27 protein-coding genes and 1 pseudogene are annotated in these 25,431 nt (G+C 55.6%); 18 read left to right on the forward strand and 10 right to left on the reverse strand.

Annotated elements, in window-relative coordinates; genetic code table 11:
- A partial coding sequence (locus RT613_RS21000) for a glutathione S-transferase (protein WP_313618324.1) occupies positions 1-587 on the forward strand: 587 nt, incomplete at its 5' end.
- Positions 588-640: 53 nt separating this feature from the next.
- Here the strand turns inward: RT613_RS21000 and RT613_RS21005 are convergent.
- The gene (locus RT613_RS21005; RefSeq protein ID WP_313618325.1) at positions 641-1,300 is read right to left on the reverse strand and encodes a glutathione S-transferase family protein; all 660 of its coding nucleotides are present in this window, start codon (positions 1,298-1,300) and stop codon (positions 641-643) included.
- 423 nt (positions 1,301-1,723) lie between these two features.
- On the opposite strand from RT613_RS21005, the gene RT613_RS21010 reads away from it, so the two are divergent.
- The 4 genes from RT613_RS21010 (at position 1,724) to RT613_RS21025 (ending at position 5,453) form a co-directional block, all read left to right on the forward strand.
- Positions 1,724-3,163 carry a diguanylate cyclase domain-containing protein gene (locus tag RT613_RS21010; protein WP_313618326.1) on the forward strand — a complete coding sequence of 480 codons (1,440 nt, stop codon included), beginning with the start codon at positions 1,724-1,726 and terminating at the stop codon, positions 3,161-3,163.
- Positions 3,164-3,391: 228 nt separating this feature from the next.
- Complete coding sequence (locus tag RT613_RS21015; RefSeq protein ID WP_313618327.1) at positions 3,392-3,604, forward strand: hypothetical protein; 213 nt, start codon at positions 3,392-3,394, stop codon at positions 3,602-3,604.
- A gap of 109 nt (positions 3,605-3,713) precedes the next feature.
- Positions 3,714-4,568, forward strand: coding sequence for a L,D-transpeptidase (locus tag RT613_RS21020; RefSeq protein WP_313618328.1), 855 nt, complete (start codon positions 3,714-3,716; stop codon positions 4,566-4,568).
- A gap of 129 nt (positions 4,569-4,697) precedes the next feature.
- The gene (locus RT613_RS21025; protein ID WP_409558874.1) at positions 4,698-5,453 is read left to right on the forward strand and encodes a L,D-transpeptidase; all 756 of its coding nucleotides are present in this window, start codon (positions 4,698-4,700) and stop codon (positions 5,451-5,453) included.
- 61 nt (positions 5,454-5,514) lie between these two features.
- Here RT613_RS21025 and RT613_RS21030 read toward each other — a convergent pair whose 3' ends face one another.
- Positions 5,515-5,967, reverse strand: coding sequence for a MarR family transcriptional regulator (locus tag RT613_RS21030; protein ID WP_313618349.1), 453 nt, complete (start codon positions 5,965-5,967; stop codon positions 5,515-5,517).
- A 201-nt stretch (positions 5,968-6,168) separates the two neighbouring features.
- Between RT613_RS21030 and RT613_RS21035 the strand changes: the two genes are divergently transcribed.
- On the forward strand, positions 6,169-6,591 hold the full coding sequence (locus tag RT613_RS21035) for an organic hydroperoxide resistance protein (protein WP_313618329.1): 423 nt from the start codon (positions 6,169-6,171) through the stop codon (positions 6,589-6,591).
- Between the two features lie 103 nt (positions 6,592-6,694).
- Here RT613_RS21035 and RT613_RS21040 read toward each other — a convergent pair whose 3' ends face one another.
- Positions 6,695-7,144: a MarR family transcriptional regulator gene (locus tag RT613_RS21040; protein WP_313618330.1), complete on the reverse strand. Its 450-nt coding sequence runs from the start codon at positions 7,142-7,144 to the stop codon at positions 6,695-6,697.
- 63 nt (positions 7,145-7,207) lie between these two features.
- Here RT613_RS21040 and RT613_RS21045 point away from each other — a divergent pair, with 63 nt between their 5' ends.
- From RT613_RS21045 to RT613_RS21055, 3 genes are read left to right on the forward strand one after another with little or no spacing between them, the layout of a single operon-like run.
- Entirely contained in the window at positions 7,208-7,936 is a 729-nt protein-coding gene (locus RT613_RS21045) for a thioredoxin family protein (RefSeq protein ID WP_313618331.1), read from the forward strand.
- A 23-nt stretch (positions 7,937-7,959) separates the two neighbouring features.
- A complete protein-coding gene (locus RT613_RS21050; RefSeq protein WP_313618332.1) occupies positions 7,960-8,445 on the forward strand; it encodes a DUF1579 domain-containing protein in 486 nt (161 codons plus the stop codon).
- Positions 8,446-8,495: 50 nt separating this feature from the next.
- Positions 8,496-9,272, forward strand: coding sequence for a VOC family protein (locus RT613_RS21055; protein WP_313618333.1), 777 nt, complete (start codon positions 8,496-8,498; stop codon positions 9,270-9,272).
- Between the two features lie 56 nt (positions 9,273-9,328).
- Here RT613_RS21055 and RT613_RS21060 read toward each other — a convergent pair whose 3' ends face one another.
- Positions 9,329-10,843 (reverse strand): ABC-F family ATP-binding cassette domain-containing protein, encoded by a 1,515-nt coding sequence (locus RT613_RS21060; RefSeq protein WP_313618334.1) that lies wholly within the window; start codon positions 10,841-10,843, stop codon positions 9,329-9,331.
- Between the two features lie 350 nt (positions 10,844-11,193).
- Complete coding sequence (locus tag RT613_RS21065; protein WP_313618335.1) at positions 11,194-12,090, reverse strand: LysR family transcriptional regulator; 897 nt, start codon at positions 12,088-12,090, stop codon at positions 11,194-11,196.
- A gap of 126 nt (positions 12,091-12,216) precedes the next feature.
- Here RT613_RS21065 and RT613_RS21070 point away from each other — a divergent pair, with 126 nt between their 5' ends.
- Positions 12,217-12,939 (forward strand): SDR family oxidoreductase, encoded by a 723-nt coding sequence (locus RT613_RS21070; RefSeq protein WP_313618336.1) that lies wholly within the window; start codon positions 12,217-12,219, stop codon positions 12,937-12,939.
- Positions 12,940-12,955: 16 nt separating this feature from the next.
- On the forward strand, positions 12,956-13,309 hold the full coding sequence (locus tag RT613_RS21075) for an Atu4866 domain-containing protein (protein WP_313618337.1): 354 nt from the start codon (positions 12,956-12,958) through the stop codon (positions 13,307-13,309).
- A 60-nt stretch (positions 13,310-13,369) separates the two neighbouring features.
- Here RT613_RS21075 and RT613_RS21080 read toward each other — a convergent pair whose 3' ends face one another.
- Positions 13,370-14,941 (reverse strand): DUF853 domain-containing protein, encoded by a 1,572-nt coding sequence (locus RT613_RS21080; protein WP_313618338.1) that lies wholly within the window; start codon positions 14,939-14,941, stop codon positions 13,370-13,372.
- Positions 14,942-15,177: 236 nt separating this feature from the next.
- Between RT613_RS21080 and RT613_RS21085 the strand changes: the two genes are divergently transcribed.
- The gene (locus tag RT613_RS21085) at positions 15,178-15,573 is read left to right on the forward strand and encodes a hypothetical protein (protein WP_313618339.1); all 396 of its coding nucleotides are present in this window, start codon (positions 15,178-15,180) and stop codon (positions 15,571-15,573) included.
- A 62-nt stretch (positions 15,574-15,635) separates the two neighbouring features.
- On the opposite strand, the gene RT613_RS21090 is transcribed toward RT613_RS21085, so the two are convergent.
- Complete coding sequence (locus RT613_RS21090) at positions 15,636-16,052, reverse strand: helix-turn-helix domain-containing protein (protein ID WP_313618340.1); 417 nt, start codon at positions 16,050-16,052, stop codon at positions 15,636-15,638.
- Between the two features lie 104 nt (positions 16,053-16,156).
- On the opposite strand from RT613_RS21090, the gene RT613_RS21095 reads away from it, so the two are divergent.
- Entirely contained in the window at positions 16,157-16,915 is a 759-nt protein-coding gene (locus RT613_RS21095; RefSeq protein ID WP_313618341.1) for an SDR family oxidoreductase, read from the forward strand.
- Positions 16,916-16,941: 26 nt separating this feature from the next.
- Here RT613_RS21095 and RT613_RS21100 read toward each other — a convergent pair whose 3' ends face one another.
- On the reverse strand, positions 16,942-17,835 hold the full coding sequence (locus RT613_RS21100; RefSeq protein ID WP_313618342.1) for a LysR family transcriptional regulator: 894 nt from the start codon (positions 17,833-17,835) through the stop codon (positions 16,942-16,944).
- 102 nt (positions 17,836-17,937) lie between these two features.
- Here RT613_RS21100 and RT613_RS21105 point away from each other — a divergent pair.
- Together RT613_RS21105 and RT613_RS21110 are read left to right on the forward strand one after the other, a co-directional pair.
- A pseudogene (locus RT613_RS21105) lies at positions 17,938-18,955 on the forward strand (MFS transporter).
- 380 nt (positions 18,956-19,335) lie between these two features.
- Positions 19,336-21,765, forward strand: coding sequence for a membrane-bound PQQ-dependent dehydrogenase, glucose/quinate/shikimate family (locus RT613_RS21110; protein ID WP_313618343.1), 2,430 nt, complete (start codon positions 19,336-19,338; stop codon positions 21,763-21,765).
- An 84-nt stretch (positions 21,766-21,849) separates the two neighbouring features.
- Here the strand turns inward: RT613_RS21110 and tam are convergent, their stop codons facing one another.
- Positions 21,850-22,620: a trans-aconitate 2-methyltransferase gene (gene tam / locus RT613_RS21115; RefSeq protein WP_313618344.1), complete on the reverse strand. Its 771-nt coding sequence runs from the start codon at positions 22,618-22,620 to the stop codon at positions 21,850-21,852.
- Between the two features lie 245 nt (positions 22,621-22,865).
- On the opposite strand from tam, the gene RT613_RS21120 reads away from it, so the two are divergent.
- Together RT613_RS21120 and RT613_RS21125 are read left to right on the forward strand one after the other, a co-directional pair.
- On the forward strand, positions 22,866-23,747 hold the full coding sequence (locus RT613_RS21120; RefSeq protein ID WP_313618345.1) for a branched-chain amino acid aminotransferase: 882 nt from the start codon (positions 22,866-22,868) through the stop codon (positions 23,745-23,747).
- A gap of 119 nt (positions 23,748-23,866) precedes the next feature.
- Positions 23,867-24,409, forward strand: a complete 543-nt coding sequence (locus tag RT613_RS21125) for an N-acetyltransferase family protein (RefSeq protein ID WP_313618346.1) — start codon at positions 23,867-23,869, stop codon at positions 24,407-24,409.
- Positions 24,410-24,438: 29 nt separating this feature from the next.
- Here the strand turns inward: RT613_RS21125 and RT613_RS21130 are convergent, their stop codons facing one another.
- Entirely contained in the window at positions 24,439-24,771 is a 333-nt protein-coding gene (locus RT613_RS21130; RefSeq protein WP_313618350.1) for a hypothetical protein, read from the reverse strand.
- A 212-nt stretch (positions 24,772-24,983) separates the two neighbouring features.
- Between RT613_RS21130 and RT613_RS21135 the strand changes: the two genes are divergently transcribed.
- Positions 24,984-25,431: superoxide dismutase (locus RT613_RS21135; protein WP_313618347.1), on the forward strand; the 448-nt coding region annotated here is incomplete at its 3' end.

The following is a 25,431-nucleotide window of genomic DNA, read 5'->3' on the forward strand; positions in this document are numbered from 1 at the left end:
GAGCCAGCCATATCGTGCTCGAGGAATCCGGACTACCCTACAAGGTCGTGCAGATCGATTTCAGCAAGCAGGAGCAAAAGTCCGGGGAGTTTCTGGCAATAAACCCAAAAGGTCGGGTTCCAGCTCTATCCACTTCAAGCGGAATTTTGACTGAAACGCCTGCCATTCTGGTGTTTATCGCGCAAATGGCACCGGCCGCCAAACTGGCGCCGCTGGATGACGCCTTTGAATTTGCGCGCATGCAATCCTTCAACGCCTATATTTCGTCCACCGTGCACGTGGCGCATGCCCATGGCCGTCGTGGCAGTCGCTGGGCAGATGAGGCGTCATCGCAAGACGACATGAAGCGCAAGGTCCCGCAGGTCATGAGCGATTGTTTCGAGATAATTGAGCAGGGTTTCCATAGCGGCCCATGGGTGCTCGGCAACCAGTATTCGGTATCTGATCCCTATCTCTTTGTCATGTCAGGATGGCTGAAAAGCGACGGTGTCGATATTGCCCGTTTTCCAAAAGTGCATGCTCATTACCAGCGCATGTTGACGCGTGCAGCCGTCATAAAAGTACTTGAGGCTGAAAAACAGGGCTGAAATTGCAAGCCCCCTCGCTCAATCTCCGGGGCGGCTTGTTTATCGTTGGCGTATCAAGCTGCTTCGCTGCTGCGTGCATCCCACATGGCCTTGAAGGCGGGCCGGGACTGGCAGCGCTCCAGCCAGGTTTTAAGCGCAGGATATGTGTCGATCAGTGTCGTATGGGCCTGGGCATAGCGCACCACCTCAGCCACATTGATGTCTGCAACCGTAAAACGATCACCGATCAGGTAATCGTGTGAGGAAAGATACTGTTCAAGAACACGCAATGGCCGTTGCAGCAGACGCGCCGCCACATCAATCACCGCCTTGCCGGCGGCCGTTTCCGCTAGATCTTCAGCAAAAGTGGTGGAAATTTTCAGCGACTGCATCTCAATTTCGGTCGCAGCAAAAAACGACCACTGCATCATCGCCGCATCTTCCGACAAATCTTTGGGGGCAATCGTGCCACCATATTTGCGGGCGAGGTACAGATTGATCGCCATCGATTCGTAGAGAACCATGCCGTCATCTTCAATGCAGGGGATCGTTCCCATCGGGTTGATGGATAGAAAAGACGGGGTAAGCGTGTTTATAGGCGCGTCATCGGCGAGCGGATTGTCCAGACGCCTGGCCTGGATAACCGGAATGTGTTTGTAAGCGATACCAAGTTCTCCGGCGAGCCAAAGTGTACGCGTAGCGCGCGAACGGTAAACACCGTAAATGGTCAGCATGAAAATCCCCATGTTTGCGATATTCCCGAAATCGCAAAATAAGTCAGTAATAACAATTGATTGTCCGATCATGTCGCAGATCCGCAACCTATCGCAATCGTTCTGACAGGAGGGTATTTCCGGTTGGGTTCAAACGGAAGGAAATTTACAGTGGCGTGCTGTGAATTTTTTTGAAACATCCGGCCGGGATCAGAATATCGCCACGGTCGTTATTGGTTATCGCGACAAACTAAGAGGGTGCTGATTTGGTTTTTCCATGAATCTTTAATCAAGCATAAGCAAATATTCTTTATATCGGTAACGTAATAAAGCAGCTTGAATGAATTACCTGTTTCCATTTTTGTATTTTAAGGCAAACAGGAGCATGTGGGGCGGGCTTGATCGGGTATTTCCTGAACTGGCCGTGACGAGTTGGCGTAGTTCATGACAACAGTTCTTGATATATCTTTTCTCCGGCAAAGCAGTGGCTTCGCAGATGCCGATCAACTTCTTGGTCTGATCAATCATTTACCCAACATGGTGTTTGTCAAAGACACCAACGGTCGCTTCATTTTTGCAAATTCCGCGCTGCGTGAATATCTGGGTTTGACATCCGAGGAAGCTCTTCACGACCTGAACGAAGCGGATTTTTTGCCAGAAAGATCGGTAAGCAAGGTTCTTGCCGATGAGGCGCGTGTTCTGGAAACCGGTGAACCCACTTACGATGTCGAGGAATGTTTCTCGATCCATGGCGGTCCGGTCTGCTGGTTGTCGACCACGAAACTTCCTTTGAGAGACGAACGTGGCCGCATCACTGGCCTCGTTGCCATTTCCCGCGATATTACCGAGAGCAAACGGCAAGATACGATAAGGCGTGGCAGTGCGGCCCTATTTGAGATGATTGCCCGCAGTCAGCCGCTCGACATGATCCTGCATTCCTTGACACTTCTGGTGGAAAGCATGGTTGAGGGTATTTGTGCGTCGGTTTTGCTGTTTGAGCAGGAAACAGGGAAGCTGCGTCACGGTGCTGCGCCGAGCCTGCCAGAGGCCTATACCAAATTGATCGATGGCATCACCTTTGGTCCAAAGGTCGGTTCCTGCGGCACGGCTGCCTGGCGCAACGAACCTGTGGTGGTTGAAGATATTGCCAACAGCCCTCTCTGGCAGGACTATGTTGAAATTGCCGAGCGCTTCGACCTTCGTTCCTGCTGGTCAACGCCGATCATGGATGCCAACCGGCAGGTGCTTGGTACCTTTGCTCTTTATTCCGGTGAGGTACGCAAACCTTCAGCGCATGAAAAAGAATTGATCGACATGGCAACCAGCATTGCCAGCATCGCTATTGACCGTTGGCATAAGGAAGAGCGGGTACGTTACATGGCGCACCACGATCCGCTGACCGGCCTGTCGAACCGAACCCTCTTCTGGACGCAGTTCAATCGCGCCCTGCATGAGGCGAAACGTGAAAATCGCATGGTGGCGATCACCTATCTCGACCTGGATGACTTCAAGCAGGTCAATGACCTGTTCGGACACGCAGCGGGCGATGAGGTCTTGTGCCGGGTGGCGGATCGTATCGTGTCCTGCATTCGCGCCTCCGATATCGCAGTGCGGCTCGGTGGCGATGAATTCGCGCTGGTGTTCAGCAACCCCAAGCATGATGAGGATGGAGTGCGCAGGCGCCTTGCCGACATCCGCCAAAAAATCTCCATGCCGATTGATGTGGAAGGCGCCTGCCTCAAGATTGATTGCTCGCTGGGCGTTGCATTCTATCCGCAGCATGGCCAGACGGCAGAAGATCTGCTGGCCGCAGCCGACGTCGATATGTACCGCGCCAAAAAGGCTGCTCGCAATCGCCTGACGGTTTTGGAAATCAAAGACTAGGTTATCATGTATGCTCAGCGATGCGCTGAATGGTGGCTGCGACATTATGCGCAGTCTTTCTCAAGTGTTCATTTAATAATTGAATTTGTTGGTTTATTTCAGTTGCAGTTCATGCATCGCATAGCGCGCTCGCAGTCCGTTTGATTTCGCTCAAACGCGCGAAGCACGACCACGCTTATGGTTTTCGTAAAGCATACACTTGTTTTTGAGCTTTACGGAGATACTGAAATGACCCGCACTGATGCCGTAATCGACGCCTTTGCCGGTCCGGTTTTGGCCGGATTCGCGATTGTTGTTCTTCTGTCGGCGCGCCGCGCCGAGGCGTGGAGACCACGCAAGGCATATCGGCAGATACCGCACCACACCCAGCCGGCAGCCGTTGTGGAGCAGGGACCGGTGCGGCCCGCCAATCACGTCCGGTTTGCCCGCTTTGAAAGCTGATCGGCGTGCCGACAAGCATGGATGATCAGCTGTAAACGCCTTTCACACCAGCTTCGCGCCAGCCGCAAAGTTCATGATGAGGGCAACGATATCTGTGTGAAGCGGTTCAATGACAGACAAATTCAAGACGACCTGCCGTCGTTCGCTTTCCGTTGCGGCCCTGATGGTTCTGCCCCTGTTGGGTGGGTGCCTGTTCGTAACGGATACCAGTCGTATGAATGCGGACGTTTTTGTGCGCGAAACGGCGCCGGTGTTCCAGTATAATGATGTGAATTCCAACCGGCAGCCGCCGCGTGAGCGCATGCCGGGTCAGATTTCGCCGCAGCCGCCAGATCTGTTCCGGTCGCGCTTTCATCAGCAATATGGCCTTCCGGTTCCCGGGCAGCCTCTGTCCTATGGGTTGCCGGTTTCCAATCCGCTGCACCGCGCCATGTATGGCGTGGTGAGCGATGAGGGGCATACGCTCCCCGCCATTCCCTATAGCCGCGTCGATCAGCGTTTTCTGAGGCAGGAAGTCAGCTACCAGTCCGCTGAAGCGCCCGGAACCATCATTGTCGATACCAAACAGCATTTCCTTTATCTGGTGCAGGATGGCGGCAAGGCTGTGCGTTATGGTGTCGGATTGGGAAAGGACGGCTACGCCTGGTCGGGTCGTGGAAAAATCCAGTGGAAGGCGAAGTGGCCACGCTGGACGCCGCCTGACGAAATGGTTCAGAGGCAGCCGGAACTGGCATCCGTTTCTGCCCGCAATGGCGGCATGGTGCCGGGTTTGAACAATCCGCTTGGCGCGCGTGCGCTTTACATTTTCCAGGATGGTAAGGATACATTGTACCGCGTGCACGGCACTCCTGACTGGCAGTCCGTCGGCCGGGCAACTTCATCGGGCTGCGTTCGCATGTTCAATCAGGACGTGATCGATCTCTATGAACGCGTGCCACAGGGCGCGCCGATTGTGGTTATTTGACCACGCTCACCATTTGATCGCATCCCATCGGGTGTGGTTTAACGCCCGGTTGCTGGAATTTAGGGATGCCTTAACTAATGTGGGAATAAATCCTTGACTGCGAAATGAGTACCGCACGTCAGTTATGTGATGTCCCGCTATGAAAGAATTCCGGCCTTCATGATGAACCCCGACCAACCTGATTTCTCCAAAAGATCCTTCCTGTCTTTGCTTGGCCTGTCCTCCGCTGCCCTGCTCACAGGCTGTGCATCTTCCGGCAACTACAACCCTTCCGCAGTTGCCAACAATATATCCGGTGGCGTTCGCCAGTTTTTTGGCGGTCGTTTGAGTGATGAAGAATTGAATGTGATGTATGGCTCGGTTGAGGATGGCGGATATGTCATTCCGGCCGTACCGTTCCGCCAGATCGACTCGCGTTTCTACCGTCAGCGTGTGCTGGACCCGACAGGCGAGCGTCCCGGCACTGTTGTCGTCGATACGCGGTCGCGCTTCCTGTACCTGGTGGAGCAGGGCGGCTCAGCTATGCGTTACGGCGTTGGCATTGGCCGTCAGGGATTTGCGTGGCAGGGTGAGGGCGTTATCCAGTGGCGCCAGAAATGGCCAAAGTGGACCCCTCCAGACGAAATGGTTGCCCGCCAGCCGGAGCTTGCCAAATATTCTGCAAAAAACGGCGGCATGCAGCCAGGTCTCAAGAACCCGCTTGGCGCACGTGCGCTCTACATCTTCCAGAATGGTCAGGATACGCTCTACCGTCTGCACGGTTCTCCTGAGTGGAACTCCATCGGCAAGGCTGTTTCGTCGGGCTGTGTACGCCTGATGAACCAGGACATTATCGACCTCTATGAGCGCGTGCCGAACAAGGCGCGTATCGTTGTCTGGCAGTAAACAAGGCTGCCCAAAGCTTGCATGATGTCAAAAACGCCGTATGCAGCCGCATGCGGCGTTTTCAGTTTTGGGTGTCGTTAAGTTTTGCGCTGAGCTTTTTCAGCGTGTCACGGATGGCAGACAGTTCCTCGAACCCGCAGCCTGTTGCCTGGCCGATGGCCTGCATTACGCCAACCGCATCTTTTTTCATGTCTCGCCCACGGTCCGTCAGGGTGATCAGAACCTGACGCTCGTCTTCCACGCTGCGCTTGCGGCTGATCAGACCTGCCTGTTCAAGGCGCTTGAGGAGGGGGGAGAGCGTGCCGGAATCCAGTCCCAGCATTTCGCCCATCGCCTTCACGGTCGCGGTCTCTTTTTCCCAGAGCGCCATCATGGCGATATATTGCGGATAGGTCAGGCCAAGCGGGTCCAGCAACGGCTTATAGGCCCGCGTAAACGCGTGGGCTGCACCGTATAGCGCAAAGCAAATCTGGTGTTCCAGTTGTAGATGCTTCTCAAGCTCATCCCTGTCCATGGTGTCTCCTGCAAATCCCGCGCTTAATGGAACAATCGGCGGGGCTGTAAGTTCCTTGCTCATGCCACCTAAGATCATTTCTCACGTTGATGTGCTTTTCACAGATAATATTTTTTATGGCAATGTGCAAAATTATATTGCGCGCAATTTAATTGGTTGATACGTATTGCCCATCAGATCAAACCGAAGGGAGTTCATGCCATGCCTATTCTCTACAAGACAAAAGCAAGTGCCACTGGTGGTCGTGCAGGCCGCGCTGTTTCGGAAAACGGGGTTCTTGACGTTACCCTGACAGTTCCGAAGGAGCTGGGTGGCGATGGTGCAACCGGTACCAACCCTGAACAGCTGTTCGCAGCCGGTTATTCGGCCTGCTTCCTTGGCGCCCTGAAAGTGGTTGCCGGCAAGGAAAAGGTAAAGATTGCTGAAGACACCACTGTGACAGCAACCGTTGGTGTTGGCCCACGCGAAGATGGTGGCGGTTTCGGAATTGATGTTGCGCTGAGCGTGCACATTCCAGGCGTCGAGCGCGAAGTGGCTGAAAAGCTGGTTGCTGCGGCGCACATCGTTTGCCCATACAGCCACGCTCTGCGCACCTCGACAGAGGTTCCTGTCACGGTCGAATAAGCCACCGTCGAGTAATCGGCGCGTGTCCACGAAATCGGAAAAACCGGCGGTTCATCCCGCCGATTTTTTATGCGCATGCCTCAGTCATGTCAGGGGTAACCCTTCAAAGGGAAATGTCGAGAAGGTCCTGGCGAAGACGGCTCGGATCTCCGCTGTTGATGCCCTGTTCAATTTCCTCATGAACACGTTCCCAAATCGGAAAGGCCAACGCCAGCAACTGCATGCCGGCTTCGGTCAGGTGCAGCCTCTTGCCGCGTTTGTCCCTGGGGTCAGGCTCAATGCTGACAAGGCCTTTTTTCTCCAGCGGCTTGAGGGCTGCGGTCAGTGTTGTCCGGTCCATGGCCAAGATATGCGCCACCGGTCCCATCGGCGGTGGCTCCGGCCTGTTAAGCGACATCAGCAGGGAAAACTGTCCATTGGTCATGCCGAGAGGCTTCAAAGCATTGTCGAAACGACGTGCCAAGGCACGCGCTGCCCTTTGTGCGTGAAGGCAAAGGCAACTATCGCGCACCAGAAGCGTTGTAGAAAAAGGAATCACTCTCGTATTTGACATGGATAATATATGTTGATATCAACGTAAATAGTCAAGCAAAAGCTGATCGTAGGAGGATTGATCATGTCTCATGCTGTCGTTTCCCCACAGGAATGGCTGGAAGCCCGCAAGAAACTTCTCGTTCTGGAGAAGGAGGCAACGCGGGCGAGGGACCGCTTGAACGAGGCGCGACGGCAGTTGCCCTGGGAGAAGGTCAGCAAAGATTATGTTTTCGAGACAGCGTCCGGTCGAAAGACGCTGAGCGAGCTATTTGACGGACGCAGCCAGTTGATCATCTATCATTTCATGCTGGCTCCTGATTGGGAGGAGGGCTGTGTTGGCTGCTCCTTTTTCGCCGACCACGTCGATGGCTCTGTCATACACATGCAGCATGCGGATGCCACATTCGTCGCCGTGTCGCGTGCGCCGGTTTCCAAGATAGAAGCCTACAAGGCACGCATGGGTTGGAAGTTTCCCTGGGTCTCGGCCGAGGACAGCGATTTCAATTACGACTATCAGGCGTCTTTCCGCGATGAGGAGCTTTCGGAGGGAGGCATCACTTATAACTATCGCGAGATACCGCCGATGGGTGACTTGAAGGACCTGCACGGCATCAGTGTTTTTGCTAAAGATGAAAACGGACAGGTTTGCCATACCTATTCCACCTATGCCCGCGGTTGCGAACAGACCATCGGCACATTGATGCTGCTGGATCTGGTGCCCAAGGGACGAAACGAGGATGGCGTGATGAACTGGGTACGCCGCCATGATCAGTATGAGGATGCGCCGAAGACAGCGAGCTGCTGCCACTGACATAGTCCAGGGAGGAAAAGATTATGGAAAGTCCCAAGCCGCACAAAGAGCATGAATTCCTGCAACGGATTGTCGGTGACTGGATCATGGTGTCCACGTCAGGCCATGATGCCTATGATCCCAATGACCCTGAACAGCTGTTTACGGAAACCGTCAAATCGGTTGGCGGATTATGGATCGTCGGTGAAGGCAAGGGTAAAATGCCCGACGGCAACCCGATGACGGCACTGATCACCGTGGGTTATGATCCGGAAAAAGGCAATTTTGTCGGCACATGGGTCGGTTCCATGATGACCTATCTCTGGGTTTACAAAGGCTGTCTTGAGGCCGATGGCAAGACCCTGACGCTGGAGGCCGAAGGGCCCGCGATGGATGGCTCCGGCGATATGGTCGTCTATCATGATGTCCTGACATTGCATGATGATAACAACAGGACCTTTTCCGGCAGCGTCAGGCAGCCGGATGGCAGTTTCAAACAGTTCATGTCTTCTGAATTCCGCAGAAAATAACAGCGGTTGCGGCCTCTAAAGCGCCAACTTTTGACCCATGGGAGAGTGCAATGTCTGATACGCATGGCAAGTTCATCTGGTATGAACTGATGACGCCTGATACCGAAGCTGCAGCGCGATTTTACGGTTTTGTCATTGGCTGGACGGCGGCACCATTCGAAAATGCCGCCATGCCCTACACCATTTTCGAAATCAGTGGTCGTGGTGTCGGTGGCATGATGGAACTGACCGATGAATTCGCCAGAAGTGGCATTCCGCCAAACTGGACGGGTTATGTTGCTGTCGAAAATGTCGATGAAACGGTGCGCAACATCGAAGCCGAAGGCGGAAGCATCATGCGGCCGGCAGAAGACATTCCAGAGGTTGGCAGGTTTGCCGTGGTGAAAGATCCGTACGGAGCGGTTCTGTGCATCATGACGCCGCTGCCCATGGAAAACCAGCCATCGGAAGCCGCGCCGGATGCCCCTGGCCATGTCGGCTGGAGCGAGCTTTTCACCGACGATGTCGACCGGGCAAGTGCCTTTTATCACAGCATTTTCGGCTGGACCAAGGATCATGATTTCGACATGGGCGAAATGGGCCCGTACCGCATCTTTGCCCATGCTGGCAAAGCCATCGGCGGCATGATGAAGCGTCTGCCGCAAGTACCTGTCTGCCATTGGGGATATTATTTCAATGTCGAGGCCATTGAAGATGCCATGACCCGGGTTAGCACAGGTGGCGGCAAGGTAATCAATGGTCCGATGGAGGTTCCCGGCGGAAGCTGGATCATCAATTGCCAGGACCCGCACGGCGCGTACTTCTCGCTCGTCGCGCCGCGCAAATAACGCGCAAATCAGGTGTGTGCCCTTTGCCGGACTGGCAAAGGGCACACAACACAACCCTATCCGAAGGATGCAAAGAAACCTTCCGGGTTGTCCACTTCGATCAGCTTGCGCTTTTCAATCAGCCAGAACCGGTTGGCAACATCGCGGATAAAACTGCGGTCGTGTGATACCAGCACGCAGCTTGTGTTTTTGCTGGTCAGTTCTTCTGCCAGCGTTTCCTGACCGTCGATATCAAGGTGGTTGGTTGGTTCGTCCAGCAGATAGAAGTTGGGTGCCATCAACCGCAAAACCAGCATGCCCAGCCGCGCCTTCTGTCCGCCTGACAATAGGCTGGTCGGCCGTTGCTGCATGGTGATGCTGATACCGGCACCGGCTAGCAGGGTGTGGACCTGCTGGTCGGAAATATCAAAACGCCGGATGATCGCGGCAAGCGGCGTTTCATCGGTTTGCAACATGTTGAGAGCCTGGTCCGCATAACCGAGAACCAGCGTTGGGGTGGCCCGAATGCTGCCGGCCGCTGACGGGTCGTCAATGGCAGCTTTCAACAGTGTCACAAGGCAGGACTTGCCAACGCCGTTACGCCCCAGCAGTGCGATCCGGTCTCCCTGACGAATATGCTGTTTACCTGATTTGAACAGCAAGGTACCGTCAGGCGTTGTCACCTCGGTATCGTCAAGGCTCAGCAACACCTTGGCATGTGTGCCACGATTGGCGAGCGCAATATTGCCACTGGATAGCTCGCGATGCGCGGGTCGTGACGCATCCTCCAGCTTGTCAGCCCGTTCCTTCAACTGCTTTGTTTTGACAACAAGCAGATCACTGCCGGAATTGACGCCGATATTCTTCAGTTTGGCAGCCTGCTGGCGCAGTTGCTGTGCCACTTTCATATTGCGCTGGTAAAGGCGTTCCTCGGAAGCATCCACCTCATTCAGTGCAAGGCGCGCCTTGCCATAGGGCAGGGCGAAGGATTGTGAACGTTCCGGGCGTAGAAACACCGTGGTGCGTGTCACACTGTCCAGAAATGCCCGGTCATGGCTGGCAATCACAATAGCCGTTTCGCGCGGCAATCCCGCCAGCCAGTTTTCAAGGACGGCAATCCTCTCAAGGTCAAGGTGGTTGGTGGGCTCGTCAAGCAACAGCACGTCAGGTTCGCGGATCCAGACCCGGGCAAGCAGCGCCAGTCTTTGCCAACCACCGCTTAGCTCGGAGAGCGGGCGATGGCGGATGTCTTCGGAAACCTCCAGCATGTCCAGCAACATATCAACGCGCCAGCTTTCAGCCGTGACCTGTTCCTGTGGCAAGCCGCCGGACACGGCGTCGTGGAACGAAAGCGTCATCAGGTCAGGTGGGATGTGCTGCGTCACATGGCCGATGGTCACGCCGCGCGCCGATGTGATCTGGCCTTCGGTGGTGTCAACCTCTCCGGCAAGAGCGCGCAGCAACGTGGATTTGCCCCGCCCATTGGCAGCGACAAGGCCAATACGGTCACTTGCCGAAATGGTCAGGTTGAGTTTTGAAAACAGGGGCGTGGTCAAGGTGACGCCAAGGTCACGAATATTGATCAAAGTCATATGAATTCTCTGGTCTACCAAACCGGATGTCACGGGGTTAGCCATGGCAATTGCCAACAGTGCTTTCGGCAACAGGGCAACAAAATCCGGCGATCAACAACATGCAGCACTGCGCATAGCGCAAAGGCTGCGTTAAACCGCTACGAAAGGCAAACCAGAATGTGAGAGTGTCCGGTCAGCCCCGCAAACGCATTTGCAGGGCAGAAAGGTGCGTGATCTGGCAAAAACGCCAGAAGCATGAAGTGTCCATGCGAAGCCTCCTTTCAAAACCGGTTTCAGATGCCCATCCATAACACAGGCATTATCCTGAAACAATTGGTGCGGATGGCGCACGACCGGCCCCCGTCAGCTCAGTGACGTCTTGGCAGGCGAACATGGTCGATGAAGGCACGCAGCTTGGGTGCCAGATTGCGGCGGTTCGGGTAATAGAGGTAGAACCCTGCAAAGCTCGGGCAATAATCATCCAGTATCGAATCCAATTGCCCACGTTCTATGTATGGACGAAATGTCTCTTCCATACCGAAGGTAATGCCGGCACCGGCGCAGGCCAGCTTGATCATCAACTGCATGTCGTTGGTGGTAAATTCCGGTTCGACTGCAACGGTAAATTCCCGGCCATCTTCCTCGAATTCCCAGCGATAGGGTGCCACACCAGGGCGGGCACGCCAGCCGATACATCTGTGCTCAATCAGCTCTGCCGGGTGGGACGGCAATTGATGTCGATCGCGGTAGCTTGGCGCACAGACGGCAAGTTGCCGCTGCTCGGCGGAAACGGGCACTGCAATCATGTCCTGCGCAATCAGTTCACCCAACCGCACGCCGGCATCATATTGCTCCGCGACAATGTCGAACTCCTCGTCGGTCACGACGATGTCAAGTTGGACCTGTGGATGAGCCTCGGCAAAACTGGCAAGCAGCGGACCGGACAGGAAACGTTCGGCAATCGAGGATACGGCCAGGCGTAACTGTCCACGCACCGCGCCACCCAGGGATGATGTGGCAAGGGCAGCTTGCGCCAATTGTGCGATGGAGGGGGAGACGTCGGCATAAAGCTGCTGCCCCGCTTCCGTCAGGCTGACACTGCGTGTCGTGCGCTGGACCAGCGCAATCCCCATCATTTCTTCGAGCTTGCGAATGGTCTGGCTGACAGCGGAGCGTGTCACGCCAAGGCGGTCGGCTGCGGCGCGGAAATTGCGTTCTTCAGCCACCATGCAGAAAATCGAAAGGGCGTTGAGGTCAATGTTCATTGGTTAGATTTTCTACTCATTGAAGTAATCATTGAGGCGGTTATCACGACAATGCCTCGGAATTATCTTCCTTGCAACAGCACGCGGTCCAACAGGATCGGGCTGGGAAACCAAAGGAGATAAATCATGGCATTGAACAAAGTTGTTCTCATTACAGGTGCATCCAGCGGTATTGGTGCTGGCATTGCCCGTGAATTGGCCGCTGCCGGTGCAAAACTGGTTCTCGGTGCCCGTCGTCTGGATCGCCTTGAGGCGCTGGCTGAAGAGCTTCGTCTGGCCGGTGCGGAGGTGGTCATTCATCCGTTGAACGTGACGCACAGGGAAAGTGTCGCTGATTTCGTCGAGGCGGGTCGCAAGGCGTTCGGACAGGTGGATGTGATCGTCAACAATGCTGGCATCATGCCTTTGTCATTGATGTCATCAATCAAGGTTGCCGAGTGGGACCGCATGATCGACGTCAATATCAAGGGTGTGCTTTACGGCATTGCCGCCGTGCTGCCTGAGATGATCAGGCGCAAATCAGGTCAAATCATCAATATTGCTTCGATTGGTGCGCTGGCTGTTTCCCCGACAGCAGCGGTCTATTGCGCAACCAAATTTGCGGTGCGCGCCATCTCGGACGGTTTGCGGCAGGAACACCAGGACATCCGCGTGACCTGCATCCATCCGGGCGTGGTGGAAAGTGAACTGGCCGATACGATCACCGATCCAGCGGCTGCAGAACTGATGAAGACCTACCGCGCCATCGCATTGAAGCCGGATGCCATCGGTCGGGCAGTGCGTTTTGCCATCGAGCAGCCCGAAGGCGTCGACGTCAACGAAATCGTTGTGCGTCCAACGGCTGCGTGAAGCGGGAGAGTAAAAAATGAAAATGGTTTCAACATCAATTGCACTGGCGCTCGCATCTGTCGTTGCAGATGCCAGCCCATCCAAAGCGAACACCATGATGAAAACAGACAAGACAGAACAGACATCGCAAGCGGCCACTCACCCCTATGTCGGCATGTGGGTCACCGGCGATGGCCGTATCCGCCAGGAATTGCTGCCCAACGGGCGTTATGATGAAGCGCGGGGAAATCGCAAAAGTGCCTATCAGGGGCGCTACGAAGTCACCGGCAATCACATCGATTATTGGGATGACACGGGTTTTACCGCCGACGGCAGGTTCGTTGATGATGTGCTCTATCACGGTGGCATGATTTTCTACCGTGAGAAATAAGCAGAACCTCTGCCTTGAAATGCCACCGCCCGGTTTTGAATTTCGGGCGGTGGCAAAACCTTATCGTTTGAGGCTGCCGAGAATGCCACGCACGATGGCGCGACCAACCGATGTCGCGACGGAACGCGCCGCACTTTTCATCGCTGCCTCAATGACGGTTTCGCGTTGATAACCGCCGGTGCGGCGTGGCGCAGAACCGCGCGAACCGGTTGTCGAAGCTTCTTTCGGTGCATCGCCAAAACCGGGCAGGGTCCAGCGTCCGGCAGCACTGTCCGGCTCCGCAGCCTTCTCTTCTGCCGCGCGTTTTGCAGCTTCCGCTTCAGCGGCCTTCTGGGCGCGTGCAGCCAGAACTTCAAAGGCCGATTCCCGGTCGATATCGGTGTCATACTGACCGGCTACCGGGCTGAGGTTGATCACGCTTTTCCGCTCGGCGTCGGTCAGCGGACCGGGGCGGCCAGACGGTGGACGAATGAGTGTGCGCTCCACGATCGAAGGCGCACCTTTTTCCTGCAGGGTGGAAACGAGTGCTTCACCGGTGCCGAGCGTGGTGATGACCTCGGCCGTGTTGAAGGCCGGGTTTTGACGGAAGGTGTCGGCCGCAGTTTTGACCGCCTTCTGTTCGCGCGGCGTGTAGGCACGCAAGGCATGCTGCACACGGTTGCCAAGCTGCGCCAGCACGGTTTCCGGCACATCAAGCGGGTTCTGGGTCACGAAGTATACACCAACGCCCTTGGAACGGATCAGGCGCACCACCTGTTCGACGCGTTCGACGAGAACCTTCGGCGCATCATTGAACAGAAGATGGGCCTCGTCGAAAAAAAACACCAGCTTGGGTTTGTCGGGATCACCAACCTCGGGCAGCTCCTCAAACAGTTCCGACAGCAGCCACAACAGGAAGGTGCCGTAAAGGCGCGGGTTCATCATCAACTTGTCGGCCGCAAGTACCGATACAGCGCCACGGCCGTCATTGGTCACGCGCATGATATCACTGATTTTCAGGGCGGGTTCGCCAAAGAAGTGTTCGGCACCTTGTTGCTCCAGCACCAGCAGACCACGCTGCAATGAGCCGACCGATGATTTGGAAATTAGACCGAACTGACCGGAAAGCTCGGTGGCGTTTTCCGCCATGTAGTTGAGCAGGGACTGCAGGTCTTTGAGGTCGAGAAGCGGCAAGCCGCCCTTGTCGGCAATCTTGAAGGCGATGTTAAGCACGCCTTCCTGTGCCTCTGAGGCATCCATCAGCCGCGCCAGCAACAATGGCCCCATCTCGGCAATGGTCGCGCGCACCCGGTGGCCTTTTTCACCGTAGAGATCCCAGAAAATCACCGGGAATTCCTGGAAGGCGAAATCGGAAAAACCGATCTGTTCGGCGCGTTTGCTAACCCAGTCTTTTGCCTCGCCCATCGCGGCAATGCCGGAGAGGTCGCCCTTGATATCGGCGCAGAACACCGGCACACCGGCATTGGAAAAGCTTTCGGCCAGAACCTGCAAGGTCACGGTTTTACCGGTACCGGTGGCACCGGTGATCAGCCCGTGGCGGTTGCCGTATTTCAGTTCCAGATATTCGCCCTTGTTGAGAGTGTCGTCCGGGTTGCGGCTTGTGCCGATGTAGAGTTTTCCATCCTGCAACATGTGGGCGTCTCTCCTGTTGGGCGTGTCGGTTACCAACGCTTGTGGGGGCTTGAATTCGCCGACACGTTTCGTTCTTTATCAATCTATTGCAATGTTCTTGTAAGGCTGCAAGCAATGTCCAACAACAAGTTACTGCGTTCAATGCTAAACACTGCATAGTTTGCCACAGTGGCTTGAGTCAGCAAGACATTTGTTTTACCTTGACGTCAACGTCAAAATAATCAGGAGGTGACGATATGAACCTACTCGTAACGCAGGTGGCCGATAAGGTAGGCATCAGCCCGGAGGTTGCCGAAAAGGCCGTTGGCATGATGCTGGGTTTTCTACAGCGCGAAGCCGATGACGGTGCTATTGCCCGCATGATCGAAGCCATTCCCGGCGCAACCGAACTGGTCGCTCGCTTTAACGGTGAAGGTGCTGGTGGCGGTGGTGGTCTTCTCGGTGGCCTGATGAGCGCCATCGGTGGCGGCGGCATCATGGGTCTTGGTCAGCAGTTGATGAGCCAGGGTCTTGGCATGGGCGAAATCTCCGCTCTTGCAAAGGAAACCATTGCGGTTGCCCGCCAGCACGCTGGTGATGAAGTGGTCGATCAGGTTATCGCGTCCGTTCCGGGCCTGAGTCAGTTCACCTGATCGGGCGATAAACGGCCGTTTTTTTGAAAGGGTGCGCCTCGAGAGGGGTGCGCCCATTTTATTCACCCGGATGCATCCGCGAAGGTTCGACGCGCTTTTTCAATTTCAGCGTGGTGGGTCTCAGCCCAGATCCAAACACCGCAAAATGCGCCGCCAAGGCTGCGTCCAAGCGGTGTCAGGCTGTAATCCACATGGGGCGGAATTACCGGGTGAACAGTCCGTTTCACCAGCCCGTCGCTCTCCATCTGCCGCAATGTTTTGGTCAGCATTTTCTGGCTGATGTCACCCACAAGTTTGCCAACCTGCGTGAACCGAACGGTGCCATGTTCTTCCAACACTTCGAGAATAAGCATCGTCCACTTGTCTGCGACCTTGGCAATAATGTCCCGAACCAAGGCTTCAAGAACCGGATCGACCGTCTCCGGTATCTCGTCATGCAGGCGTTCTTCAATCAGCGGGTCGACGGAATGCCTTTTCATTCAGACACTCTCCTTTTGGTAAGTATAAATCTTTTGGGTGCCTTCTTTCAGTTGGAGAGCAGCATAACTAATCTTTGTCCAGACAACAAGGAAAGGTCATCGCCATGAAAACTTCAGGAAACACCATTCTCATCACTGGCGGCGGTTCCGGCATCGGCCGGGCACTGGCAGAGGCATTTCATGCTCTCGGAAATCAGGTCATCATCAGCGGCAGACGTGCCAACGTGCTGGACGAGGTCACCAAGGCCAATCCCGGCATGGCATCCTTTGTGATGGACGCAACCGATGCGGCTGACATCAGCGCATTTGCCGACAAGGTCGTGGGTTCTTATCCGGCGCTCAACGCCGTCATCAACAATGCCGGTATCATGAAAAACGAGGCCATCCCGGCGGCACCGGATTATCTCTCGATTGCCGAAGAAACCATTGCCACCAATCTTCTGGCCCCCATTCGCCTGGCCGCAGCCCTGTTGCCGCATTTCCTCAAGCAGAAAAGTGCAACTGTACTGACGGTGTCATCCGGTCTTGCCTTTGTACCGATGGTCGCCACCCCAACCTATAGCGCCACCAAGTCGGCCATCCATGCCTATTCGGTAACGCTGCGCGAGCAGTTGAAGGCTACCCCGGTTGAGGTGATCGAAATCGTACCACCTTATGTGCAGACGACATTGCAGGGCGAACATCAGGCAACCGACGAGCGCGCCATGCCACTCGAGGCCTTCATCACGGAAGTGATGGATATTCTGACCAACCGGCCGGATGAAAAGGAAGTGGTGGTCGAGCGTTGCAAGCCACTGCGTTTCGCAACAGAAAATGGCGCCTTCGACAAGGTGTTCCAGATGGTCAACTCCATCCACGCATAATCAGCCTACAGTCAAACCGGCAGTGTTCAGACACTGCCGGTGACGTTTTTATCCAGTACGTCCTGTAAGGCTGATATGAAAACACTGACCTTTTGCGGCAGCAGTTTTCGTGTTGGGTAAACCGCCCATATGCCAATCGTCTGTGGCGCGGCGTCATCGAGCCTGATCTCAACCAGTCGTCCGGCCTTTAAATCCTTTTCCACATTCCAGTTGGCAAGCAGTGCAATGCCACCGCCCGCAATACTGACGGCATGACAGCCTTCAATGCTGGTGGCGGAAAAGCGCGGGTTCAACCGCATATGCCGTTCATTGCCGCCAGAGATAAAATTCCATTGCTGGATATTGGCAATCGGCAGGCAGTCATGCTGTTGCAGGTCGTCCAGCACGCGTGGCGTGCCACGTTTCCTGAGATAATCGGGCGATGCCACAAGGATGCGTGGATTGTCCGCCAGCTTGCGGGCAATCAGGTTGCTGTCTTTCAAGCGCGCAATACGGATGGCCAGATCCATGCCGCTTGAAACCAGATCGGGCAGCGCATCGTTCATATCAAGGGAAATGCGAAGATCAGGATTGTCTTGCAGCAGCTGCGGCACGATCTGCGCCACGAATTGCAGGCCAAAGGCAACCGGAACCGACACCCGCAGCAAGCCGTTCGCCGTCTTCGTGCCCGAACCAAGCTGACCAAGCGCTTCTTCGGCGTTTTCGACCAATGCCTGCGCATAGGGCAGGAAAGTTTCGCCCTCCGGCGTCAGGGAAAGTGATCGGGTCGTGCGGTGCATCAACCTTACGCCAACCGTTGCTTCCAGTGAAGCCAGGCGGCGCGTTGCCATCATCGATGGCATGCCAAGACGACGCGCCGCCTCGGAAAGACTGCCGGCAGCAACGGCTGTGGTAAAGACCAGGACGTCTTGCGTGTTCATTATATCATTTTCCGTTATGCGGATTGATCTATATTGATCACTAAATCTTATTTTGATTAAATTGTATACCTACGCCATCTCTTCGGCCAGAAAGGCGTGAAAATGACGGATCACACGAAAAAGACAGCGCAAGCACACAGCGGTTTAAGCCGCTGGAGCCTGCTTGCCATGGCAACTGCCAGCGGCATCGCTGCCGCAAACATCTATTATAACCAGCCTATACTCGGCATCATCAAGGCTGCTTTCCCGCAGGATGCGATCACCAGCTTCGTACCCACTGCCACACAACTCGGGTTTGCCGCCGGCTTGCTGTTGCTGTTGCCGCTCGGCGATATCGTCAATCGGCGCTACCTGATCATCGCGCAATTCATGGCGCTTTCCGTGGCGCTTGTTGCAACCGCCATTGCGCCAACCGCATGGATCCTGGTTGTCGCGTCTTTTGCGGTCGGTGTCGGTTCTGCCGTTGCCCAGCAGATCGTGCCTTTTGCCGCTTCGCTTGCCGCGCCAGACAAACGTGGCGCCACCATCGGCACTGTCATGGCCGGTCTGTTATCGGGTATCTTGCTGAGCCGCACCTTGTCCGGTTTTGTCGGGCAACATGCTGGCTGGCGTGAAATGTACTGGATCGGAGTGCCGATGGCACTGTTTACTGCAGCCTTGATGTTTGTGGCTCTTCCCAACCACAGACCGTCGTCGCGCATGCCATACCGTCAGGCAATGGTTTCGCTCGTCCATATCTGGAAGCGTGAACCGGATTTGCGGGTTGCCGCCTTGGTGCAGGCAGCGCTGTTTGGCTCATTCTCGGCATTCTGGACCATTCTTGCGCTTTACCTGCAGGGTCCTGATTTTCATCTCGGTGCCGATGTCGCCGGTCTGTTTGGTGTGGTGGGTGCTGTCGGTATCTTTGCAGCGCCGCTGGCTGGCCGTATCGCAGACCGCCGTGGTCCTCATTTTCATGACCAGCATGTTTTTGGGTGGTGCCAGCGGTTCTGCTCTCGCAACCGCCGCCTGGGGTTACGATGGCTGGACTGCCGTCAGCGTGCTTGGTGCGGTTCTGGCCATCGCAGCACTCGGGGTGAGGGCCGTCGACCACCGGGCCCGCGTTGTTGCCGCACGATAGAGCGCCAGCACATGACCACAACAAGGGCAGCTTCGGCTGCCCTTTTGATGTCCAGTTGGAACATTGTTGCTGACACCGCGTTAGGCGCACGGCGCAACGTAACGAGAGGTGTCCGGGGCATCCATCTTCTGCGGTGGACAGCTCGTTAATTAGTATTCCATTCTCAACTGAAATATGTCAAAAATCTCGACGCAACCGGTGCTTGAAATGTCGTTTTGCAACGACACCGGCAATGCGATCTGTGGACGACACAGCCCCAATGATGCGGCTGCTCCACACGAAGCCACCCTGCGACAGAGCGCGCTTCATCTGTGCTGATGCTGGTGTCGAAAAGCCTTTCCGGCGCTGGTGATTTTTTCAGATCTGCGAAAGGAGAACACATGTTTGTTCTCATTATTGGGGTTATTGCAGCCATTCTCGCGCTGGCAATATTATATCCCGGTGTGCAACTGGCCATGGCAGACGGAAGCGTCTTTTACGTGGTTCTCGGCATCGGCCTACTCATTACCGCCATTCAACTCATGCGGCGAAAACAATCCGGTTATTTCCTCTTTGCCCTGTTGCTGATCGCGACCTTTGCCTGGACCATCTGGGAAGTCGGTTTCGACAAATGGCAATGGATACCGCGTGGTGCCTTGCTCACCTTCCTGGCCCTCTTGCTTTGCCTGCCATTTGTGCCGGCTGGCCTGAAAACCAGAGGCAAAAGCGTTAAGCTGCTGCGAACAACGGTGGCCATCATCGTTCTGCTGGGTGTCGTCTCATGGTTTGTCGATCCGCGCCTGATTGACGGCGAACTGCAAATGCAGACGGCGCAGGCCGAACCTGCTGCGGCCGGAACGCCAGCTTTCCCCGCGGATGACTGGGTGGCCTATGGTGGCAACAATCTCGGCCAACGTTATTCCGCACTCAACGATATCAATGTCGATACCGTCAAAGGCCTGACGGTTGCCTGGGAACACCACACCGGCGATCTCAAAACCGAAAACGACACCAAGGAGTTCACATTCGAAGTGGCTCCGCTGAAGGTCAACGGGCTGCTTTATCTCTGCACGCCACACAACATTGTCGAGGCGCTGGTTCCGGAAACGGGCGAGGTGAAATGGAAATTTGACCCTGAACTGAAACCCAGCCCCTTTTCTCAACACCAGACCTGCCGTGGCGTGTCGTATAACGACTCCAGCGATTTCGTGGCAGCACCCGTTGCTCCAGCTGCACCGACCGCACCGGCAACGGATGGCACGACAACAGCGCCCGCCGCAACGGCTCCGGCTCCGGTTGCCCTGACATGCCCGCGCCGTATCATCTCCACCACGGTCGACGGCCGCCTCTATGCGCTGAACGCCGATACCGGTGCATTGTGCAGCGAGTTCGGTGACAATGGGTTTGTCGACCTTCTGGTGCAGATGCCGATGTTACATGAATCCTCTTACATGCAGACATCAGCACCACTGGTGACGAAAAACCTGATCATCATCGGTGGTTCGGTGTCCGACAATTATTACGAGGACAATACCTCAGGCGTCATCCGCGCCTATGATGTGCGCACCGGCAAGATTGTCTGGAAATTCGATGCAGGCAAACCGGATGACACCGCACCTCTGGCTTCAGGTGAAACCTATGAGGCCAACTCGCCCACCGCATGGACGACCTTCAGTGCCGATGAGGCGCTTGGTCTGGTCTATGTGCCGTTCGGCAACAAGTCACCCGACCAGTTCGGCATGAACCGCACCGACGACGATGCGCAATTTGTGGATGCTCTCGCGGCACTTGATATCGAAACCGGCAAACTGCGTTGGAAATTCCAGACCTCCTATCACGACCTCTGGGACCGCGATAATCCATCGCAACCGACACTGCTTGACTTGCCGAAGGACGGCAAAAATGTGCCGGCGGTAATCGTTCCGACCAAAGGCGGCAATCTGTGGGTGCTCAACCGTCAGGATGGCACGCCAATCCTGCCTGTCAGCGAACAGCAGGTCAGCACGGAAACCGATGTTCCCAATGAAAAGCCGTCGCCGGTGCAGCCGATCTCGTCATTAAACTTCACACCGGCACCACTGCGTGAAGTCGATATGTGGGGTGTCTCACCGATCGATCAGGCCCTGTGCCGTCTGGCATTCAAGCAGGCACGTTATGATGGAAATCCGTTTACGCCTCCGGGTGTCGGCAAACCCTCGCTGGTTTGGCCGGGCAATATCGGCGTGTTCAACTGGGGTTCGATTGCGGTTGATCCGGTCAACAAATGGCTGATCGGCACACCGCAATATCTGCCCTATCTCTATCAGGCCTATCCGCGCAAACCGGATGATCTGAATGCCCGTCTGTTTACCAAGGAAGGTACGAGCCCAGGCAATGAAAATCTCGGAGGGCCTTTCGGCATCAGCATTCTCAACTTTCGCTCCGGCCTTGGCCTGCCATGCAATACGCCGCCATGGGGCGAAATGGTGGGTGTTGACCTGACAACAGGCAAAACCGTATGGAAACGCCGCAATGGCACGGTGCAGGATCAGAAGGTGCTGGGTTACTCCTGGCCGATACCGCTGCCTATGGGCATTCTCGCCCATGGCGGCACGTTGACGACCGCAGGTGGCGTATCCTTTACCGCAGCGACCCTCGACAATTACCTGCGTGCCTACAACATGAAAACGGGTGAAAAGCTCTGGCAGGCCCGCCTGCCAGCCGGAGGACAGGCAACGCCAGTCACCTATCGGGGGGCGGACGGCAAACAATATGTCGTCATCGCCGCCGGTGGTCATGGTTCGATTGGCACGACGCTGGGCGACAGCGTTATCGCCTATCGGCTGAACTGATTTGAAAAATCAAAGACCCCGCCGATCGCATGATGGGTGGGGTCTTGTTGTGTATGGGTCATGTGGGCAAGATGGCCATCCTACCTATTTCTTGACCGCAACGATGAAGATACGCGGAAACCGCAGCAGCACCCGGCCATCCGACATCGGCGCATAGGCTTTGGCAATCCGTGCGGTGTAATCGGCCAGAAATGCTTCCTGATGGTCAGTCCCAGCCGCATTAAGATAAGGTCGCAGGCCGGTGCCTTTCACCCATTCGACAATCTCTTTGGCATCCGACATCGGATGGTTGTATATCGTATGCCACACATCAAGACGCGCCGATTTTGGCCCAAGCCGGTCAAAATAGGTGGTGGGTGGAGGCAATGGCGTGCGGCGCAGACGCCCGCCGGCAAAGGCTGCAGCCCAGGGCCCGGCTGCTCCGGTTTCCTCCATGGATACATGTGTTGGTTCAGACAGATTGTCCGGCATCTGTACAGCCAGAACACCGCCGGGACGCAAATGGTCCATCAGTTTTTCCAGCACACTGACATGGTCCGGCACCCATTGAAAAACCGCGTTGGCGTAAAGCAGGTCGGCCGCTGCCTCCGGCTTCCAGCTGGCAAGATTTGCCTGGAGGAATTCTGTGTTTGGCAAGCGGTCCCGGGCTTTTTCCAGCATGTCATCGTCGCTGTCGACGCCGGTTATGACGTTGAGACCATAACGACTGGTGAGCAGCTCCGTGGAGTTGCCCGGCCCGCAGCCGAGGTCATAACCCGCCATGACGCTTTCCAGCGGAACCTGCGCCAGCAGGTCACTGGCAGGGCGCGTTCTTTCATTTTCAAATCGGAGATATTGAGTGGCGGACCATGCCATATCTGTGAGTCTCCCATGCTGACACGAATAGACAGTGTCTGATTGCTATAACAGCGTTTTTAGCCGCCCCATCATTTATCGTTATGCGTCCATTTATCAAGTTGCTGGTTCGATGGAAGATTCTTGCTCATATGCAGCTGGTGAATATCGTTTTGCGTCGTTTTGTCTTTTTGTGGAAAAATTATCTTGACCTAATGGAGGTCGAGGCATTCACTCCGGCCACTTATCTATAGGAGACTTTGAGAATGGCCGTCGATACTTCACCGAAATCAAACACCTGGACTTATGTTGATGGTGAATGGCTGCCCGGCAACCCGCCGTTGATTGGCCCAACCTCGCATGCCATGTGGCTGGCTTCGACAGTGTTTGATGGCGCTCGCTGGTTCGATGGTCTGGCACCGGATCTGGATCTGCACTGCCAGCGCGTCAATCGCTCGGCCACCAATATGGGCATGATCCCCACCAAGACCCCTGAGGAAATCGAGGCTCTTGCGCTCGAAGGCGTCAAGAAGTTTGACGGCAAGACCGCCATCTACATCAAGCCGATGTATTGGGCTGAACATGGCTCAGTTGGCAGCGTTGTGGCGCCGGATGGTGCCTCCACCCGATTTGCGCTTTGCCTGTTTGAAGCGCCGATGGATGCCGGCAAGTCGCTGACACTGACCGTTTCGCCTCTGCGTCGCCCGTCGCCGGAAACGGCGATGACCGATGCCAAGGCTGGCAGCCTTTATCCAAACAGCGGCCGCGCCATTCTCGAAGCCCGTTCGCGCGGTTTCGATAATGCCCTGATGCGCGACATGAATGGCAATGTTGCCGAGACCGCTGCCTCCAACATCTTCATGGTCAAGGATGGCGTTGTTCTGACACCCGTACCAAACCGCACCTTCCTGGCCGGCATTACCCGTTCGCGCGTCATCGGTCTGCTGCGTCAGGCTGGTTTTGAGGTTCGCGAGGCAAGCCTTTCGGTTGAAGATTTCAAGAACGCCGACGAGATTTTCTGCTCCGGCAACTACTCCAAGGTTTCGCCGGTTACCAAACTGGATGAGAAGGAATTGCAGGCGGGTCCTGTTGCTCGCAAGGCACTGGAACTTTATCTGGAATGGGCCAAAACTGGCACCGACGCCTGATAGGAAATCACTTGAAACGGCCGGGTTTTCTCGGCCTTTTTTTTGAGGAAGAGGCGAGGACACCTTTCCGCTCTTCAACCACTCAAAATGTCCTGCCACACATATCCAGGGTAACGGCAATGGCCGAAACGCGTTCACTCAACATCAGCATCCGCCCCTGTCTCGAGGGCGATATTCCCGTCATCACGGAAATCTACCGCGATGCCGTCCTTCACGGAAAAGCGAGCTTTGAAATCGAGCCGCCGTCGCTGGAGGAAATGTTGGCCCGTCGCGTCACACTGATGACAGGCGGATATCCCTATCTGGTCGCGGAGGTCGATGGCGATGTCGCCGGATATGCCTATGCCGGTGCCTACCGCGCTCGCCCGGCCTATGGGGCAACGGTGGAAAACTCTGTTTATGTCAGCCCGGCGTCCAAAGGCTTGGGCATTGGCCGCAAATTGCTGGATGCGCTGATTTCAGACGCAGCCGCCAAGGGGTTCCGCCAGATGGTGGCGGTGATCGGCGATTCTGCCAACGCCGCATCTGTTGCAGTGCACCGTGCGGCGGGTTTCGAGATGGTCGGAACGCTGAAATCAATCGGTTGGAAGCACGGCCAGTGGCTTGATACCGTGCTGATGCAGAGGCCGCTCGGCGAGGCGGATACCACCCCGCGCTTCTAGCTTTTGGCAGTTGAGCGGCCGCTGGACGCTTATGGCTTGGCTTGATCGGGAATATCGATCTTGACGTTGTCGGTCGTCATTTCGCCACCGATCTCGACGGTTTTCGCCTGTTTGTCGTAAACGCAGATATGGCTGATGGTGGCGTCTGCGCCAGCGGCTTTGCCGCTGATGATCGCAAGGCCATAACTCTCACTGCCAAACGGATCGACTACGATCTTGGCGTTCTCGATCATGCCGTCGGTTGCGGCCAGGCATTTGGCCTGAACATCGGCTGCGAACTCCTGCCATGCGTCGTCGGAGGACGCGGCGGCGGGCAGTGAAATCAGGCTTGCCAGAATTGCGGTGCAGAGAGTTTTTTTCATCATGTAACTTTCTCAATCAGCTGCCGAACCAAAGTTCTTGAATCGGTACGCAACCATCAAATGCGATTGTGAATTTCTGATGTTGTTGGTGGAATTTTCTCTTTTGCAGGAACATTTTGATATTTCGCAGGTTGCCTCAATTGCGTTCCGCTCCTATGTTCCGCGCACAAGGTTTCAAGGAGCGGGTCACCGCTGCAACAAGGAGTACCACCATGGCCTTTGAACTTCCCGAACTTCCTTACGATTACGACGCTCTCGCGCCTTACATGTCGCGCGAAACGCTCGAATTCCACCACGACAAACACCACAAGGCATATGTCGACAACGGCAATAAACTTGCCGCTGAAGCTGGTCTTGCAGACCTGTCGCTGGAAGAAGTCGTCAAGAAGTCCTTCGGCACCAATGCTGGCCTGTTCAACAACGCTGCCCAGCACTACAACCACGTTCACTTCTGGAAGTGGATGAAGAAGGACGGCGGCGGTAACAAGCTGCCTGGCAAGCTTGAAGCTGCAATCACCTCCGACCTCGGCGGTTACGACAAGTTCAAGGCTGATTTCATTGCTGCTGGCACCACGCAGTTCGGCTCCGGCTGGGCATGGCTGTCGGTCAAGAACGGCAAGCTCGAAATCTCCAAGACCCCGAACGGCGAAAACCCGCTGG

Origin of the sequence: Agrobacterium sp., assembly GCF_032092815.1 — a bacterium.
Classification (GTDB): domain Bacteria; phylum Pseudomonadota; class Alphaproteobacteria; order Rhizobiales; family Rhizobiaceae; genus Agrobacterium.